This is a genomic window from Kushneria phosphatilytica, from assembly GCF_008247605.1.
GTDB classification, from domain to species: Bacteria; Pseudomonadota; Gammaproteobacteria; order Pseudomonadales; family Halomonadaceae; genus Kushneria; species Kushneria phosphatilytica.
In genome coordinates, this window is record NZ_CP043420.1 from 3,308,281 (window position 1) to 3,324,010 (window position 15,730).

13 protein-coding genes are annotated in these 15,730 nt (G+C 59.8%); 4 read left to right on the forward strand and 9 right to left on the reverse strand.

Translation table 11 applies throughout. The features are described 5' to 3' along the window. Position 1: 1 nt before the first annotated feature. The 5 genes from FY550_RS15415 to FY550_RS15435 form a co-directional block, all read right to left on the reverse strand. Positions 2-1,339 (reverse strand): deoxyguanosinetriphosphate triphosphohydrolase, encoded by a 1,338-nt coding sequence (locus FY550_RS15415; RefSeq protein ID WP_070979706.1) that lies wholly within the window; start codon positions 1,337-1,339, stop codon positions 2-4. Positions 1,340-1,388: 49 nt separating this feature from the next. Then, positions 1,389-2,252: an isocitrate lyase/PEP mutase family protein gene (locus FY550_RS15420; protein WP_070979709.1), complete on the reverse strand. Its 864-nt coding sequence runs from the start codon at positions 2,250-2,252 to the stop codon at positions 1,389-1,391. A gap of 157 nt (positions 2,253-2,409) precedes the next feature. Further along, the gene (gene glnG / locus FY550_RS15425) at positions 2,410-3,825 is read right to left on the reverse strand and encodes a nitrogen regulation protein NR(I) (RefSeq protein ID WP_070979711.1); all 1,416 of its coding nucleotides are present in this window, start codon (positions 3,823-3,825) and stop codon (positions 2,410-2,412) included. Next, on the reverse strand, positions 3,822-4,901 hold the full coding sequence (glnL, locus tag FY550_RS15430; protein WP_149054719.1) for a nitrogen regulation protein NR(II): 1,080 nt from the start codon (positions 4,899-4,901) through the stop codon (positions 3,822-3,824). The genes glnG and glnL overlap by 4 nt, the downstream gene beginning before the upstream one ends. 166 nt (positions 4,902-5,067) lie before the next feature. Then, a complete protein-coding gene (locus FY550_RS15435; RefSeq protein WP_168169337.1) occupies positions 5,068-5,613 on the reverse strand; it encodes a DUF4124 domain-containing protein in 546 nt (181 codons plus the stop codon). A gap of 275 nt (positions 5,614-5,888) precedes the next feature. Here FY550_RS15435 and FY550_RS15440 point away from each other — a divergent pair, with 275 nt between their 5' ends. Further along, a complete protein-coding gene (locus FY550_RS15440) occupies positions 5,889-7,418 on the forward strand; it encodes a hypothetical protein (RefSeq protein WP_070979716.1) in 1,530 nt (509 codons plus the stop codon). 99 nt (positions 7,419-7,517) lie between these two features. On the opposite strand, the gene glnA is transcribed toward FY550_RS15440, so the two are convergent. Beyond that, entirely contained in the window at positions 7,518-8,924 is a 1,407-nt protein-coding gene (glnA, locus tag FY550_RS15445; protein WP_070979718.1) for a glutamate--ammonia ligase, read from the reverse strand. A gap of 476 nt (positions 8,925-9,400) precedes the next feature. On the opposite strand from glnA, the gene typA reads away from it, so the two are divergent. After that, a complete protein-coding gene (gene typA / locus FY550_RS15450; RefSeq protein ID WP_070979720.1) occupies positions 9,401-11,233 on the forward strand; it encodes a translational GTPase TypA in 1,833 nt (610 codons plus the stop codon). A gap of 118 nt (positions 11,234-11,351) precedes the next feature. Here the strand turns inward: typA and FY550_RS15455 are convergent, their stop codons facing one another. Both FY550_RS15455 and ligB read right to left on the reverse strand, forming a co-directional pair. Next, positions 11,352-11,555 (reverse strand): hypothetical protein, encoded by a 204-nt coding sequence (locus FY550_RS15455; protein WP_070979722.1) that lies wholly within the window; start codon positions 11,553-11,555, stop codon positions 11,352-11,354. A gap of 440 nt (positions 11,556-11,995) precedes the next feature. Further along, positions 11,996-13,675: an NAD-dependent DNA ligase LigB gene (ligB, locus tag FY550_RS15460; protein ID WP_070979725.1), complete on the reverse strand. Its 1,680-nt coding sequence runs from the start codon at positions 13,673-13,675 to the stop codon at positions 11,996-11,998. A 137-nt stretch (positions 13,676-13,812) separates the two neighbouring features. On the opposite strand from ligB, the gene FY550_RS15465 reads away from it, so the two are divergent. Together FY550_RS15465 and FY550_RS15470 are read left to right on the forward strand one after the other, a co-directional pair. After that, positions 13,813-14,130: a hypothetical protein gene (locus FY550_RS15465; protein WP_139148728.1), complete on the forward strand. Its 318-nt coding sequence runs from the start codon at positions 13,813-13,815 to the stop codon at positions 14,128-14,130. A 171-nt stretch (positions 14,131-14,301) separates the two neighbouring features. Further along, on the forward strand, positions 14,302-14,937 hold the full coding sequence (locus FY550_RS15470; RefSeq protein ID WP_070979730.1) for a peroxiredoxin: 636 nt from the start codon (positions 14,302-14,304) through the stop codon (positions 14,935-14,937). Between the two features lie 89 nt (positions 14,938-15,026). Here FY550_RS15470 and wrbA read toward each other — a convergent pair whose 3' ends face one another. Beyond that, entirely contained in the window at positions 15,027-15,626 is a 600-nt protein-coding gene (gene wrbA, locus FY550_RS15475) for an NAD(P)H:quinone oxidoreductase (protein ID WP_070979732.1), read from the reverse strand. Positions 15,627-15,730 lie beyond the last annotated feature (104 nt).

Genomic DNA, 15,730 nt, shown 5'->3' on the forward strand with positions numbered 1-15,730 from the left:
ATCATTCCCCCCGTAACCGCCCACCCATCTCCTGGGCGAGATCAACCGCATAGTGGTCGGTCATGCCACCAATGAAATCGAGCATGCGGCGGTAGCTGTCATAGAGCGGCCATTGAGCCAGCGGCGTGTTCTCGCCAATCAGCATCAGCACACGCTGATGCTTGTAGCTCGACTGGCCGGTATGGTGCAGTTCGTGCGCTGCCCCGATGAAGGTCTCCAGCAGTAGCCCGAGGGTGGTATGTGCGCCAATTTCCATCTTGGCCTTGCGGGCATTGCGAAAGATGCGCTCGCGGGCAGTCTTCTTGGCCTCACTGACCCCCCAGCCGAGATCGGGATGGCAGAGATCCAGCAGATCATCCTCGAGCCGCCCGTGCAGCAGCTCCTGCTCATGCTCGACAAAGGCGTCGGCGACTTCGTTGACCGCGCGCTCCATCGCCGCCCCACGCAGGGCGGCAATCCGCCGACGCTGAGAAACGCCTTCGCGCTCCATGCGTTCGTAGCCTTCGGGCGGGGCACCGGCAATATGTGTCAGGATATCGGCAACCTCCTGATAGCGCAGGATGCCCATCTCCAGCCCGTCCTCGAGATCCAGCAGCGCATAGCAGATATCGTCGGCAGCCTCGACCAGCCACGCCAGCGGATGCCGACACCAGGACCAGTCGCCGGTTCGCAACAGCCCCAGGCTGTCGGCCACCTCTGCGAGCATGCGCTTTTCCGACTGATAAGCACCGAACTTGCCGGACTGACTGGCGCTCTCCACGGTCCAGGGGTACTTCAGCATCGCGCCCAGGGTCGGCATGGTCAGCCGCATGCCACCGCGAAACTGGTTGTACTCGATCTGGGTGACCGTCCGGAACCCCTGGGCGTTGCCTTCATAGGTGAGCAAATCGGCCCGCTCGATCTCGTCGAGATCGTCGAGCAGCCCACTGCCATTGTGAACAGCACTGGTAAACCAGTCGCGAATCGCGTACTCGCCAGCGTGGCCGAAAGGCGGGTTACCGATATCGTGCCCCAGGCAGGCCGCCTGCACGATAACGCCCATATCCGCCGGGGCAATCCAGCTCGGCAGATGATCGGCCAACTGTTCCCCGACGATCATGCCCAGACTGCGCCCGACACAGCCGACCTCCAGCGAGTGTGTCAACCGGGTGTGGATATGATCGTTTTCGGTCAGCGGATGGACCTGGGTCTTGCGTCCCAGACGACGAAACGAACCCGCGAACACGATGCGGTCGAAATCCTTGTGAAAGGGACTGCGGCCAATCTCGCGCTCACTGCCGGAGGGCTTGTCATTGAGCCGCGTCGGGTCCAGCAGCTGTTGCCATTGCATTCGCGTCATGCATCCATCCCGTTGCCGTTACCTCTTTTGGACTCAAACGCAAAAGGGGTTATTCACGCACATCCATATAGCGACGCGCCCACTCACGATTTTCCTCGAGCGTAGAGTAGCGGGTGGAAAGCTCGGAAGCATCCAGCTCGCCGGCCGCAATATCGCGCTGCTCACGCAGACAGTCGTAGGTGGCCTTGATGGCCGCGAAATAGGCCGCGTGTCCGTTGACGACAACCCGCACACCGGCCTCGGCCAGCCGCGCCCGATCGCGCAGCTCGGGATTGTCATAGGCAACCAGCATGATGGGTACACTCAGATGCCGGGCCACTTCTTCCAGGTGATCGAAATCGCGGATACCCACCATGCAGATGCCATCGGCCCCCGCGTCCTGGTAGGCGACGGCACGGGCAATGGTGTCCTCGATGCCAAGACGGCCGGCGTTGGTCCGGGCAAAGATCGCCATGGCCGGATCGATACGGGCCTCCAGTGCGGCCTGAATCTTGCCGACCCCTTCCTCGAGCGGAATCAGATCGGTTGATTTGTGGCCATACTTGGCCGGCAGCAGCGTATCCTCGATGGTCAATGCGGCAACACCTGCCCGCTCCAGCTCGGAGACGGTACGCATCACGTTGAGCGCATTGCCATAGCCATGGTCGGCATCGGCAATGATCGGCAGCCGAGCGACACGGCCGATCCGGGTGGCCTGCTCGGTAAATTCACTCAGCGTGATCAGGGCAAAATCGGGGGCCGCGAGCACCTGCAGCGAAGCCACCGACCCGCCCAGGATACCGACCTCGAAACCGAGATCAGCGGCAATGCGTGCCGACATGGGGTCAAACGTCGAAGCCGTGTAGTAACACTGCCGGTTATCGAGCAGCGCGCGAAATTCCTTGCGCAGATCGTGCTGGGAAGGCGTGGCCATGAGAACTCCTGAAACCGCCGAAAACGGTCAATACGACCCTGGTATGATGGCGCGTTACTTTAAACGTTTGCGCTCAAGGGTACCAATCATGACGGGGTGAGCGCGCTATTGTCAGCCCGCTCACCTCCTGGAGATCTCTCGCCTGCCCATGCGGGTGCTAATCACTGCCATCGGCCAGAGCCGGCAACAACACCTTGAGCTTGCGGGTCAGGGTATTGCGCCCCCAGCCCAGCAGCTCGGCGGCTTCCCCCTTGCGCCCCCCGGTGTGCTTGAGCGCCGTTTCGATGAGAATGCGCTCGAAATCAGGCACGGCTTCCTCGAGCAGGTGGGTATGTCCTGCGGCCAGGGCACGATCAGCCCATTCGCGGAAGGCACCGCGCCAGTCACCGGCCGCCATCTCGGCACTGCCGATTTCACGCAGCTCGGGGGGTAGATCGTCGACCAGAATTTCACGCCCCGAGGCCATGACCGTCAGCCAGCGACAGGTATTTTCGAGCTGGCGCACATTGCCCGGCCATGAGAGCCTGGCCAGGTGCGCCTCGGCTTCCTCGGTCAGAAGCTTGGGTTCGGCAGAGAGCTCCTTCGCCGCTTCGGCCAGGAAGTGACGGGCCAGCCGCGGGATATCCTCGCGCCGCTCGGCCAGCCGCGGCAGATGAATGCGGATGACGTTGAGACGGTGATACAAATCCTCGCGAAAGCGGCCTTCACTCACCAGCTGCTCAAGATTCTGGTGCGTGGCGGCAATGATCCGCACATCAACCTTCACCGAAGTGTGGCCGCCCACCCGATAGAACTCACCATCGGCCAGCACCCGCAGCAGCCGGGTCTGGGTTTCGGCCGGCATGTCACCGATCTCGTCGAGAAAGAGCGTACCACCATCTGCTTGTTCGAAGCGTCCGCGACGCTGCGAAGTCGCCCCGGTAAAGGCGCCCTTCTCATGACCGAACAGCTCGGATTCCATCAGATCGCGCGGAATGGCCGCCATGTTCAGGGCGATGAAAGGCGCTCGAGCCCTGGGGCTGTGCTGATGCAGGGCCTGGGCGACCCGCTCCTTGCCGGTGCCCGATTCGCCATTGATCATCACCGTGATATGGGACTGCGACAGCCGGCCAATGGCGCGAAACACCTCCTGCATTGCCGGTGCTTCACCGATGATCTCGGTATCGATACCTTCCGGCTCCCGCGCAGGCGTTCGACGCTCCCGGGCGTGGGCGATCGCTCGACGCACCAGCGCCAGGGCATCATCGACATCGAAGGGCTTGGGTAAATATTCGAAGGCGCCCCCCTGATAGGAAGCCACGGCGCTATCGAGATCGGAATGTGCCGTCATGACGATGACCGGCATGTCCGGATGGCGTTCCCGGGTCCGGGCCATCAGATCCAGGCCATCAATCCCCGGCATGCGAATATCGGTCAGCAGCACGTCCGGCGGCTGGCGATCCATGGCGATCTCGGCCTGATCGGCGCGCTCGAAGCAGGCCACCTCGATATCAGGCTGCGCGAGCGTGCGTTCGAGTACCCAACGAATGGCGCGGTCATCATCGACGATGTAAACGCGTGCGGTATCACTCATGCCTGGTCTCCATGCACGGGCCTGGTGTTGTTCTCGCCGGCAATATCCAGCGGGATCAGCAGGCGAAATTCGGTATGCCCGGGTTGACTGTCACACTCGATCAGCCCCTGGTGCTGATGCAGGATCGACTGGGAGATCGACAGCCCCAGCCCACTGCCCTCGGCTCGGCCCGAAATCATCGGATAGAAAAGGGATTCCCGAAGTGCCTCGGGAATGCCGGGACCGTTATCGATGATGGATACCTCGCAGACCAGCCGATGGCGCTCGGCCCCCAGCGTAAACTGGCGCCGGGCTCGGGTTCGCAAAATGACGGCAGGCTCGGTGGTAGCGCTCTCTTCCAGTGCCTGTACCGCGTTGCGGGCCACATTGAGTACTGCCTGAATCAGAGCGGCTTCATCGCCTGTAATATCGGGCAAACTGGGATCATAATCGCGTGCCAGGCTGACCCGCTGCGTTTCGGCTTCCAGCAGGGTCCGCACCCGTTCGAGTACCGCGTGGATATTGAGTGGCCCGTGCTGAACCGGTTTATTGGGCCCCAGCATGCGGTCGACCAGATCACGCAGGCGATCGGCCTCCTCCACGATAATGCGGGTAAATTCGGTCAGACTCTCATCAGGCAGATCGCGCTCAAGCAGCTGCGCCGCCCCGCGAATGCCACCCAACGGATTCTTGACCTCGTGTGCCAGTCCGCGGGTCAGCACCTTGACCATCTCCTGGCGGGCAATCAGGGTTTCCTCGCGGGAGATACGCATCAGACGATCACGCGATTCGAACTCCAGCAGCAGCTCACGCGGAGAAAGCGGCGTCGCCGTGTAATCCACGGTGATATTCTCTCCGCTGTTCAGCAACAGCAGTGCCTCGCGCTGGGTATAGGGGTGCTGATCACGTAATGATTGCCGCAACATGGCGCTGATGCGGCCCCCTTCTCCGTCCAGACACTCCAGAACGGTATTGCCGGCCCGAGTGAGGCTGACCCCCAGCAGCGCCTCGGCTGCCGGATTGAGCCAGCGCACCCGCAGTTGTTCATCGAGCAGCACGACCGCTGTGGTGAGATGTTCCAGCAGCCGCTGATGCATGCCGTGTTCCGTCATCGTGATCTCTCCCGGTAGTGCCTGAGCTGGTGCAAGAAGCGCGCCAGTCTCGTGCAATCCGCCATCCGATACTGCACCAGAACCGACAATACGGCTTAACGCTCACCGTGACAGTTCATGGCAAGTCAGTGGGCTACCGAACACTGCACCATTATTGTGCATCACGTGAAGCACGCTGACACTCTGAAGTGCAAACGTCGGAGGGGGATTCAACCACCTGCACCGATAGCACAGGCGAGCTTCGGCGTATCCGACCCTCGCGATCTACCAGCTCGGCTTGCAAGCGGTGTCTACCGGGAGCAAGTCCGGGCAATAGAAAAACCGTGGTATGCAGGGGAGACTGACTGAGCTGGCCATCTACACGCAGCTGCACGCGAAGCGGGTCTGACAGTGATGGTAAACACTCGACGCGCAGGGCAATACCGCTGGCCGCTTCAGCGAGCGCAATCGGACGTTCGGGCGCGGGCAACACCAGGGTCAGCCGCTGGCAGCTGCTTACCGGCGTTCGGATAACGTGCTGGCCGGATGGCGCATCAAGGTGGATCACCGAGGGCGTGGGTAGCGTATGACGCTCCCCCTGGGGGAGATCACTCCAGTGAACCCGGCCCTGCTCATCGACCTGACGATACAGCGCTGACTCGGCCGATGCCGTGCCTGCCATCAGCCACAGTGCCAACACCCACCCGAATCCTTTCACTGCGCCTCTCCCACGCGCTGGCCACCCGATATTGCGACAGCAATGCGACATATCCCTTGCTCGAACCACTGACGGTAGCCGAGGCGCCGGGCCTCCCATCGGGTAAGCACCCCCTCTCCCGTGGCACTGTTCGAGAGGCAGGCAAATTTATCGAGAAAAATGGTCCCGAAAGAATGACGCGTGTAAGCCTTTTTACTTACATCTGCCACCGCTAACGGTAACCCAACACTCTTTCGTACGGTAAAACCTCATTCACGAAGTAGCAGGAGATTGATATGAGCGATTACAAAACCGTACTCGATTATGGCGCTGATGCGAGCGGCAAGAGTGATTCCAGCCAGGCTTTCCAGAAAATGGCCGATGATTCTTCCGTTTCGGCGCTGATTATCCCGAGCGGTATCTTTCGCATCGATAATACCGTCAACCTCAATAATCGTGATGTCTTCGGGCCCGGCAAGACGCGCTTCGGTCAGGACACCAAAAACATCAGCTACATCACCACCGGCCGGCTGAAAAACGACGGCGACTATCTGTTCAAAAACCAGGGGCCCACCTTTGATGGCATGACGTTCGTCAATCTCGAAAAGGGTGGCGTACTCGACAGCAACGGTTACAACAGCCGGGTCTCGAACTGCTATTTCGAAACGCTGGGAACGGCCATTCATCAGGGCAATATCCTGGTAAACTTCCGTCTCGAGTTCTGCAACTTCACATCGGTCGGCTACGGCATCCGCCAGACCAAAGAGGGCGGCCTCAACACGACCGTGCATGTCACCGGCTGCGAATTCAACAGCACTCATAATGGTCTGGTATTCGCAGGTCAGCTGCGCGGCTCCAACATCCGCGAGAACATCTTCGAGGCCATGGATGGTGATGCCGTGCTGGCGTCGCATCTTTACAACAACAACTTCCAGGGCAACTGGTGGGAAGGACACAACGGTCACGACAGCGACCGCTATCCGGATGGCTATCCCTGCGTTCGGGTGACCGAATCCCAGCAGATGATGCAAAACTTCGCCTCGGCCAACCATGTGTCCCATAACTGGCAGAACGTGTTCGAGCTCGAAGAGGAAGGCCGTAACGGGGGCGGCATGGGTGGTGTTACCACCGACGGCGGCACACTGCGCATTGTCAGCTGCGTCGGCAAGGCCATGCACCTGACCTGTGACGGGCTGAGTGCCAGCCGCGCCGACTGGATTGGCTCTGATCCGATGGTGATCCGCGCCGGCCGAGCCAAGGGCGGCGGCTGGTCGCAGGATCTTACGCTGAGGACCGGGGGCGCCGGGGGCGATGGCGGCCACATCACCATCGATAACTATCCCGAAAACGGCAACGGCGGTGTCTTTGAAAACTCGTTGCGCTTTCTGAAAATGGTGGATGGTGAAGACAAGCGTTATGAGTCACTGCATCTGGAACGCGATGGCGCCGGCCATCCCCAACCGGGTCTGGTCGGTCGTTCCGAACTGGAAGAGGGACATGTAGCTCGTACCGGTGTACCTGCCCAGTGTTATGTGTGTGAAGGCGAGCGTGCCCGGGGACTGGAGGCCTTTACCAAAATTGATCGCGGCACCGAAGGCGAAGTCTCGATGGCAGCTGTCTATGGCTTCGACAACCCCATGATCAGCGTCACGGTCGAGGATCGCGGCATCGTGCTCGACGGGATCACCTACGACAAGGGAGAGACCTGGAACCACAGCGACTCCCGCTCGTCCCGGTGGCTGACGCTGCACTTCGTTGATCGTCAGACGGGGCAGCCGAAGACACCGAAAGGCTTCTGGCTCTGGTTCAACCTGCACACCTGCTGATCGGTATACTCTGCCCACCACGCAAAAAAACGCCCCGCATTGCGCGGGGCGTTTCCCTATCCGACATATCCGAACCGCCGAGGCGGCTCGGTCATCGATTCAGACGCTGTAGTAAAGCTCGAACTCGACCGGCGTCGGCGCCATGCGCACTGCCGTGACTTCTTCCATCTTGAGTTCGATGTAGGCCTCGATCATGTCCTCGCTGAACACACCACCTTCAGTCAAAAAGTCATGATCTTCCTTCAGCGCCTCGAGTGCCTGGTCCAGGCTGCTGGCCACGGTGGGCACCGATTTGCCCTCTTCCGGCGGCAGGTCATAGAGGTTCTTGTCCATGGCATCGCCGGGATGGATCTTGTTGCGGATTCCATCGATGCCTGCCATCAGCATGGCGGCAAAGGCAAGATAGGGGTTGGCCGCCGGATCCGGGAAACGGGTCTCGACACGCTTGGCCTTGGGGCTCGACGTATACGGAATACGCAACGAGGCGCTACGGTTGCGGGCACTGTAGGCCAGCATGACCGGCGCTTCGAAGCCCGGCACCAGACGCTTGTAGGAGTTGGTCGAGGGGTTGGTGAAGGCATTCAGCGCACGAGCATGCTTGATGATGCCGCCGATGTAGTACAGCGCCGTTTCGGAAAGCCCTGCATAACCGTCGCCGGCGAACATGTTCTCGCCGTCCTTCCAGAAGGACTGGTGAACGTGCATACCGGAACCGTTGTCACCGTTCATCGGCTTGGGCATGAACGTGGCCGTCTTGCCATAGGCATGCGCCACGTTGTGGATCACATACTTCAGGGTCTGCACCTCATCGCACTTCTGCACGAGGGTGTTGAACTTGACCCCGATTTCATTCTGACCGGCGTTGGCGACCTCGTGGTGGTGCACTTCGACGCCCTGGCCCACGGATTCCAGCGTGGTGCACATGGCACTGCGGATATCGTGGAAGGAGTCGACCGGCGGTACCGGGAAGTATCCGCCCTTGACGCGCGGCCGGTGACCCATGTTGCCGCCTTCGAAGGCTTCATCGGTCGCCCAGGCGCCCTCTTCGGAGGAGATCCGATAGTAGGAGCCACGCAGGTCGGTCTTGAAATGGACCTCATCAAAGATGAAGAACTCGGGCTCGGGACCGAAAAAGGCGGTATCCCCCAGGCCGGTGCTCTTGAGATACGCTTCGGCACGCTTGGCGATGGAGCGCGGATCACGCTCATAACCCTGCATGGTCGCCGGCTCGATGATGTCGCAGCGCAGCACCAGCGTCGGGTCCTCGGTAAACGGATCGAGGTAGGCCGTGCCGTCTTCCGGCAACAGGATCATGTCGGACTCATTGATCCCCTTCCAGCCATCGATGGAGGAGCCGTCGAACATCTGGCCGGTCTCGAAGAACTCTTCATCGACACTGCGTGCAGGAATGGTGACGTGCTGCTCCTTGCCTCGGGTATCGGTAAAGCGCAGATCAACCCACCTGACGTCGTTTTCCTCGATCAGGGCAAGTGTTTTCTCTGACATGATGGTCCTCCGTTATGAGCGTGACGGCTCGGGATCGGTAAACATCTTCTCGGATTGTCGTTGTAACACGCTCACCTGTAGTGCATACAGGTCGTGTCCTGTCCCCAAATAATGCATGCAGCGTGCCAACCGCTTCGGCATCGCGCCTGCCATTGGGATATCTTCATGTTTTATAAAACAAATTCACTCTTCTCAAACGAATGAAGCGCAGTTCTGCGGCGTGCCATGGAATGCGCCCGACCTTCGTATTGCACTCTTGTGATGCACCTTATGGGTGCATGCACCACAACAGAGCGTGACAGCAGTCCTCTCTGCCCGGGAGCCCGCTTTTTATGTTCTTCTTTCGTTTGAAGCCTCCAGCAGCTATTCGTCACGCCCGTGAGTCGCTACAATGCGCGCAAATTTCCACACGTCATCCATTCGGCGTACATCGTCGAAGAAGGTGAACGCGTGTTTCCACTTTCGGGTGATTATCCATGACCAGTCAGGACATCGCCGGCGATATCAGCAAGCTTCGCAATATCGCCATCATCGCTCACGTTGACCACGGCAAGACCACACTGGTCGATAAGCTGTTGCAGCAATCCGGTACCCTGGACCGCAAGGCGGAAAACCAGGAGCGGATCATGGATTCCAACGACCAGGAGAAGGAACGCGGCATTACCATCCTGGCAAAGAATACCGCGATCAGCTGGCACGACTATCACATCAATATCGTCGACACCCCTGGCCACGCCGATTTTGGCGGTGAGGTCGAGCGTGTCATGTCGATGGTCGATTCGGTGCTGCTGATGGTGGATGCTGTCGACGGTCCCATGCCGCAGACCCGCTTCGTGACCCAGAAGGCATTTGCTCAGGGGCTCAAGCCCATCGTGGTCGTCAACAAGATTGACCGTCCCGGCGCCCGTCCCGACTGGGTCATTGACCAGATTTTCGATCTGTTCGACAACCTCGGCGCTACCGAGGATCAGCTCGACTTCCCGATCATCTACTGCTCGGCACTCAACGGCGTGGCCGGTATGGAACCGGATGAAATGGCCGAGGACATGACGCCCATGTTCCAGTCCATCGTCGATATCGTCGAGCCGCCGACCGTCGAACTCGATGGTCCTTTCCAGATGCAGATTTCGGCACTGGACTACAACAGCTATGTCGGCGTCATCGGTCTGGGACGCGTCAAGCGCGGCAGTGTTCGTCCCGGTCAGCAGGTCACCGTGGTCTCCCGCGACGGCGCAACCCGACGCGGCAAGATCGGCCAGGTCATGACCCACATGGGTCTGGAGCGCATGCAGGCAGATGCCGTCAGCGCTGGTGACATTGTCTGTATTACCGGTATCGACGATCTGGCGATCTCCGATACGCTCTGCGATCCCAATAATGTCGAGGCCCTGCCGGCTCTGACCGTGGATGAGCCTACCGTCTCGATGACCTTCCAGGTCAACGACTCTCCTTTCGCCGGACGCGAAGGCAAGTTCGTGACCAGCCGTAATATCAAGGAACGTCTCGAGCGCGAACTGATTCACAACGTGGCGCTGCGCGTCGAACAGGGTGAATCCCCCGAGAAGTTCAAGGTATCCGGTCGCGGCGAGCTGCATCTGTCGGTGCTGATCGAAGCCATGCGCCGTGAGGGCTACGAGCTGGCCGTAGGCCGTCCCGAGGTCATCATTCGTGAAATCGATGGTGAGCAGCAGGAGCCCTACGAAGAAGTCATCATCGACTGCGAAGAGCAGCACCAGGGCGCCATCATGGAGGAGCTCGGCTACCGCAAGGGCGAGATGACCAACATGAACCCGGATGGCAAGGGTCGCGTTCGACTGGACTTCATCATCCCGTCACGCGGACTGATCGGCTTCCGTGGTCAGTTTCTGACCCTGACGTCCGGCACCGGCATCCTGACCAGCCGTTTCGATCATTACGGCGCTCTCAAGCCGGATGCCACCATTGAACGCCGCAACGGTGTTCTGGTCTCCATGGTCTCCGGAAAGGCCCTGGCGTATGCCCTGTTCACCCTGCAGGATCGCGGCAAGCTGATCATCGAGCAGGGCACCGAGGTCTACGAGGGCATGCTGGTCGGTATCAACAACCGCGCCGATGACATGGTCGTCAATCCGACCAAGGGCAAGAAGCTCGATAACATGCGCGCCTCGGGCAGCGATGAAAACATCGTGCTGACACCGCCGATCCGCTTCAGCCTCGAGCAGGCGATCGAGTTCATCGATGATGACGAACTGGTCGAAATCACGCCTGAGCATGTTCGTCTGCGCAAGAAGCAGCTGACCGAAAACGAGCGCAAGCGCGCTCGCAAGTAAGGCTGCAGACCGCCCGGGTCGTGGCCCGGGCGGCTACTCGGACAGCAGCGCTACAAACGAAAACGCCGCCGGATAGCCGGCGGCGTTTTTCATGTCCTGCAGCTTGTGCAGGGACAGATCAGGCAGCGTGCTGCTGCGGATGTGGATGCTGCTGCGGAGCCACCTTCAGTTTCATCTGACCGGCTTCGCTGGTCGCCGGGACCTGCACCGTCTGGCGCTGCAGCTCTTCGCGATCGGAAGCCCGACCGGAAACCATCATGGCGCCAACGACAAACAACATCAGCAGTGCGTAGGCGGTACCACCAATCATTAACAGTGTCATGTCTGCTCTCCTGGATCGCTATCGCTCGTATGGCGATACACGCGGGGCGGGACTGATCGCAGGCTCATTCCCTGACACGTCGCTGCACCCCTGCAGCTCCTGCATATCGCGTCGCTGACGACGCTGCCCGTTTGTTTAATCCTGTGGCTCTTGTTCGACCCGGTTACTGCACTGCGATGAAGTCTGAGGTCCATCTTCATGATCGCAGCCAACCAGTCGCTGGCCCTTGCATGAGTGTCATGATGTCAGAAGCATGACAACATGCACTGCTACCTTAGTCGTCATGTAACAGAAAGTATATACCCCAAAGTATGGTTATCGTCACACAAAGGCATCATCCCTGGCATGTTTCAAAAACAGCGTTTCCTTATTGAAATCCGCCAGTGACGGGCTACTCAACTTCTCAAACCGGTATTAGCCATCGCTCGGGCATGACCTCATCAGGCCTCATTCGGCTGACGTTCGGGATGACGTATTTGTTGCCACAGTGACCGAATGTGTACAGACGTAAAAAAGCGCACAAGCTGTCCTGCATGAACCGCGCCAATACCGGGGAACTGCTGCCATTGCCGGGCAGAGCGCGCGGCCAGCTGATCAAAGGTCACGGGGGCTTCGGATGACCAGACCTCCTTCGGCAGCGACGGTATACCCAGCGCCTTCAGCCAGCGACGATCACTCTGACGCAGCGTCTGCTGGAACTGCTGCTGCCACTGACGAGCGCGTGCTTCACCAACGCCCGGTAATGCCGCCAACTGCTCGGGCTCAAGTGTCAGCCAATCCAGTAGCCCATGAATCAGGCCGGCATCCACCATGGCCTGCCAACTGCCCTCACCAATGCCGTGCAAATCCAGGCCATGAGGCCCCCCCAGCCAGGTCAGTCGTGCGAGAAACTGCTGCCGACAACCCGGTATCAGGTTCAAACAGCTCAGCCGATCGTATTTCCGTTCATCGGGCACCTGCAGCGTCGGCCGTGGCTGCACGGCTATTTCACGCCCCTCCAGGCGAGGAATGGTCAGCCCGGCCAGGGCAATGCGCACCTGATCACCAGGACGAATATCCAGCCTGCGCCAGCGTGCCATCGAGCCGACACTGACGGCCGTGACCTGTCGGTCGTCGAGCTGTACCGGTGCCAGTGCCAGCACCGGGGTCATCCGACCGGTACGCCCGATATGAAATTCGACCCGCTTCACCGTAGCCAGCACTTCACTGGCCGGATACTTCCATGCCACCACCCAGCCGGGAGGCTCGGGTTGCCACAGCTGACCCTCAGGGCGGCGACTCTGACGAACAACAATGCCATCGCTGGCAAATGGCAGTGGCGTGTGAAACCAGTGTTGTCGCCACCTGGCAACTTCCTTCACGGAGGCCACTGGCTGGCTCAGGGCCGCTACACCGGTAAATCCCCACTGTTTCAGCAATGCATTGCGCCGAGGCAGCTCTGCCGGCCCTTCAGGCCAGCCCCAGGCAAAGAAACCGATGCGTTCGCCTGCACGGGTCGAAAGGTGGGTTCTCTGAAGCAGTCCGGCCGCGATGCTGCGCGCCCTGACACTCCCCTGCTCAGCCTGCAGATGGTGACTCAAACGCAGATAGAGTTCGCCCTGAAGCACCAGCTGCGCCGGAGCATCATCGGGCAGATGCTGAACAACATGCGATAGTGCCTGCACCTGAGACGTCCAATCGTGGCCGGTGACCCCGTCCCCCCGGCTGATCGCCTGCACCAGCCGGTGATCCCTGTAGATCAGGGTCACCGCCACGCCATCTACCTTGGGCTGTACCCACAGCGAGCGCTCGCGATGCGCATCGATCCAGTGGGCCATGGCGGCGCGATCGGGTAATTTCTCGAGCCCGGTGTGCACAAAAGGGTGCGTAACGCCGTCATTTGGCCGCAGCGTGCCCGCCCTGGACTGATGGAGACAAGCCAGTTGCCGGCGGGCACTGTCATAGACGCCATCGCTGACGAGGCGCTGGCCATGCTGGTAATACGCCTCATCCCATTGGGCGATACGTTCGGCAAGTGCATTATCATCTGCCTTGAGCGCCGTGGGCTCGGGGCACGCCATCGCCAGGGACGGCGTGGCCACCAGCAGCAGTATCACCAGAACGCCTGCAAACTTTCCCATGCCTCCTCCCGGTAAATCAGAAAATACTGTTAGACCGGTATCGACTTATCGAGCATTCGCTTGAGCAAAGCGCATCATCAAGACCGCCAGGCAACTGCTAGAATGGAAACCGGGACTTTGCATCACGGTGAAACGGCATGAGCGACATGAGTGAAGTACGTGAAGTCAATTGGGAAACGCCAGGTCACGAGGGCGTACAGGAACATTACAGTGATCTCTGGTTCCTCAAGCAGAAACCCGAAAAGGGCAGCATCATCACGGCGCGTTACGAAGGCGCCAGTGTGCGCATGGAAGTGCTCGAGCGGCCGGATGCCGAGACTTCCATTGCACGCGTGATCGGCATTCAACCGGATGACACCAGCCCACGTGATACCCACAAGGGGCTGAAGTTGGGAGAGCGGGTCAGAGTGCCCGACAGCCGGCGCGCCTTCGTTCGTTATAGCGAAGAGGACTGAGCAGGCTGTTTTTTATACCCGAATTGCCAGACTCTTATTCAAACTTGTTGTTTGGCTTGCGCAGCCAAAATCGTCACTATCAGGCAAGGAATGCCCGGAGGCTTATGATGTCTCCATCGGGAAACATCGAGCCAACGGATGACTCACCCACGCACTGACAGGAGTTTTCGCATGGCGCTGCAACTTGGCGATACCGCCCCGGACTTTACCCAGGAGAGTACCGAGGGCACGATCCACTTCCATGAATGGCTGGGTAACAGCTGGGGCATCCTGTTTTCGCATCCGGCCGATTTCACGCCGGTCTGCACGACCGAGCTGGGAGAAGTCGCCCGACTCAAGCCGGAATTCGACAAGCGCAATACCAAAGCCATCGGTCTGTCGGTGGATCCGGTCGAAGATCACCATGCCTGGAAGGGTGACATTGAAGAAACCCAGGGTTGCGGGCTGAATTTCCCGCTGGTGGCGGATGCCGATCGCAGCGTCAGCGAGAAATACGGCATGATTCACCCCAATGCCAACTCTACCCTGACGGTGCGCTCTGTCTTCGTTATCGATCCCGACAAGAAGGTCCGGCTGACCCTGACCTACCCCGCCAGCGCCGGTCGCAACTTCCAGGAGATCCTGCGGGTGCTGGACAGTCTGCAACTGACCGACAACGAAAAGGTGGCCACGCCGGTCAACTGGAACGACGGTGACGATGTCATCATCGTGCCCTCGCTCTCCGATGAGGACGCGAAAAAGCTTTTCCCGCAGGGCTGGGAGGCCAAGAAGCCCTATCTGCGCATGACCAAACTGAACAAGCGCTGAGTTCGCCTTTTTCAGAATCATCTGCACAGAATGGAACGGGCCCGGCACTGAAGTGCCGGGCCCGTTCCATTCATGGTCGTGATGCGCGATCAGCTGCTGAGCTTGCTCGCAAAACCGGCCACGTATTCCCCCTGGAAGCGGGCAATCTTCAGCTCACGCTCACTGGGCTGACGAGAGCCGTCACCGCCGGCGATGGTCGAGGCACCATAGGGGGTGCCACCGCTGACCTGCGAAATATCGAACTGCTCCTGAACACCGTAGCCGATCGGCACGATCACCATGCCGTGGTGGGCCAGCGTGGTCCAGCTGGAGGTAATGGTCATCTCTTCCCCACCACCGGTACCGGTCGAGGTAAACACACTGGCCACCTTGCCGCGCAACTTGCCCTGGGCCCAGAGCTGCCCGGTCTGATCGAGGAAGGTACGCATCTGGCCGGCCATATTGCCGTAACGGGTCGGCGTACCGAGGATGATGGCATCATAATCGGCCAGCTCGCCAGGCGATGCCACCGGTGCGCTCTGTTCTGTCTTGCCGCCCGCCTGTTTGAAGGCCTGCTCGTCCATGGTTTCCGGCACACGCTTGATCACGACCTCACAGCCGTCGACGCTACGCGCGCCTTCCGCCACGGCCTGCGCCATCGTTTCAATGTGACCGTACATGGAGTAATACAGCACCAGAATGCGTGTCATGAGTCTGCTCCTTCGACCTGATCAGGACCCTTGTTGAACCACCCGACGGTGGTACTCCCGGTCAGCATAATCCTCCCGCGCAGGAGGGGAAGTGAATAAAATCA

Bases quoted from the DNA above. Each gene is read 5' to 3' on its own strand.
- FY550_RS15415 (WP_070979706.1), bottom strand. From the start codon at position 1,339: ATGACGCGAATGCAATGGCAACAGCTGCTGGACCCGACGCGGCTCAAT.
- FY550_RS15420 (WP_070979709.1), bottom strand. From the start codon at position 2,252: ATGGCCACGCCTTCCCAGCACGATCTGCGCAAGGAATTTCGCGCGCTG.
- glnG (WP_070979711.1), bottom strand. From the start codon at position 3,825: ATGAGTGATACCGCACGCGTTTACATCGTCGATGATGACCGCGCCATT.
- glnL (WP_149054719.1), bottom strand. From the start codon at position 4,901: ATGCATCAGCGGCTGCTGGAACATCTCACCACAGCGGTCGTGCTGCTC.
- FY550_RS15440 (WP_070979716.1), top strand. From the start codon at position 5,889: ATGAGCGATTACAAAACCGTACTCGATTATGGCGCTGATGCGAGCGGC.
- glnA (WP_070979718.1), bottom strand. From the start codon at position 8,924: ATGTCAGAGAAAACACTTGCCCTGATCGAGGAAAACGACGTCAGGTGG.
- typA (WP_070979720.1), top strand. From the start codon at position 9,401: ATGACCAGTCAGGACATCGCCGGCGATATCAGCAAGCTTCGCAATATC.
- FY550_RS15455 (WP_070979722.1), bottom strand. From the start codon at position 11,555: ATGACACTGTTAATGATTGGTGGTACCGCCTACGCACTGCTGATGTTG.
- ligB (WP_070979725.1), bottom strand. From the start codon at position 13,675: ATGGGAAAGTTTGCAGGCGTTCTGGTGATACTGCTGCTGGTGGCCACG.
- FY550_RS15465 (WP_139148728.1), top strand. From the start codon at position 13,813: ATGAGCGACATGAGTGAAGTACGTGAAGTCAATTGGGAAACGCCAGGT.
- FY550_RS15470 (WP_070979730.1), top strand. From the start codon at position 14,302: ATGGCGCTGCAACTTGGCGATACCGCCCCGGACTTTACCCAGGAGAGT.
- wrbA (WP_070979732.1), bottom strand. From the start codon at position 15,626: ATGACACGCATTCTGGTGCTGTATTACTCCATGTACGGTCACATTGAA.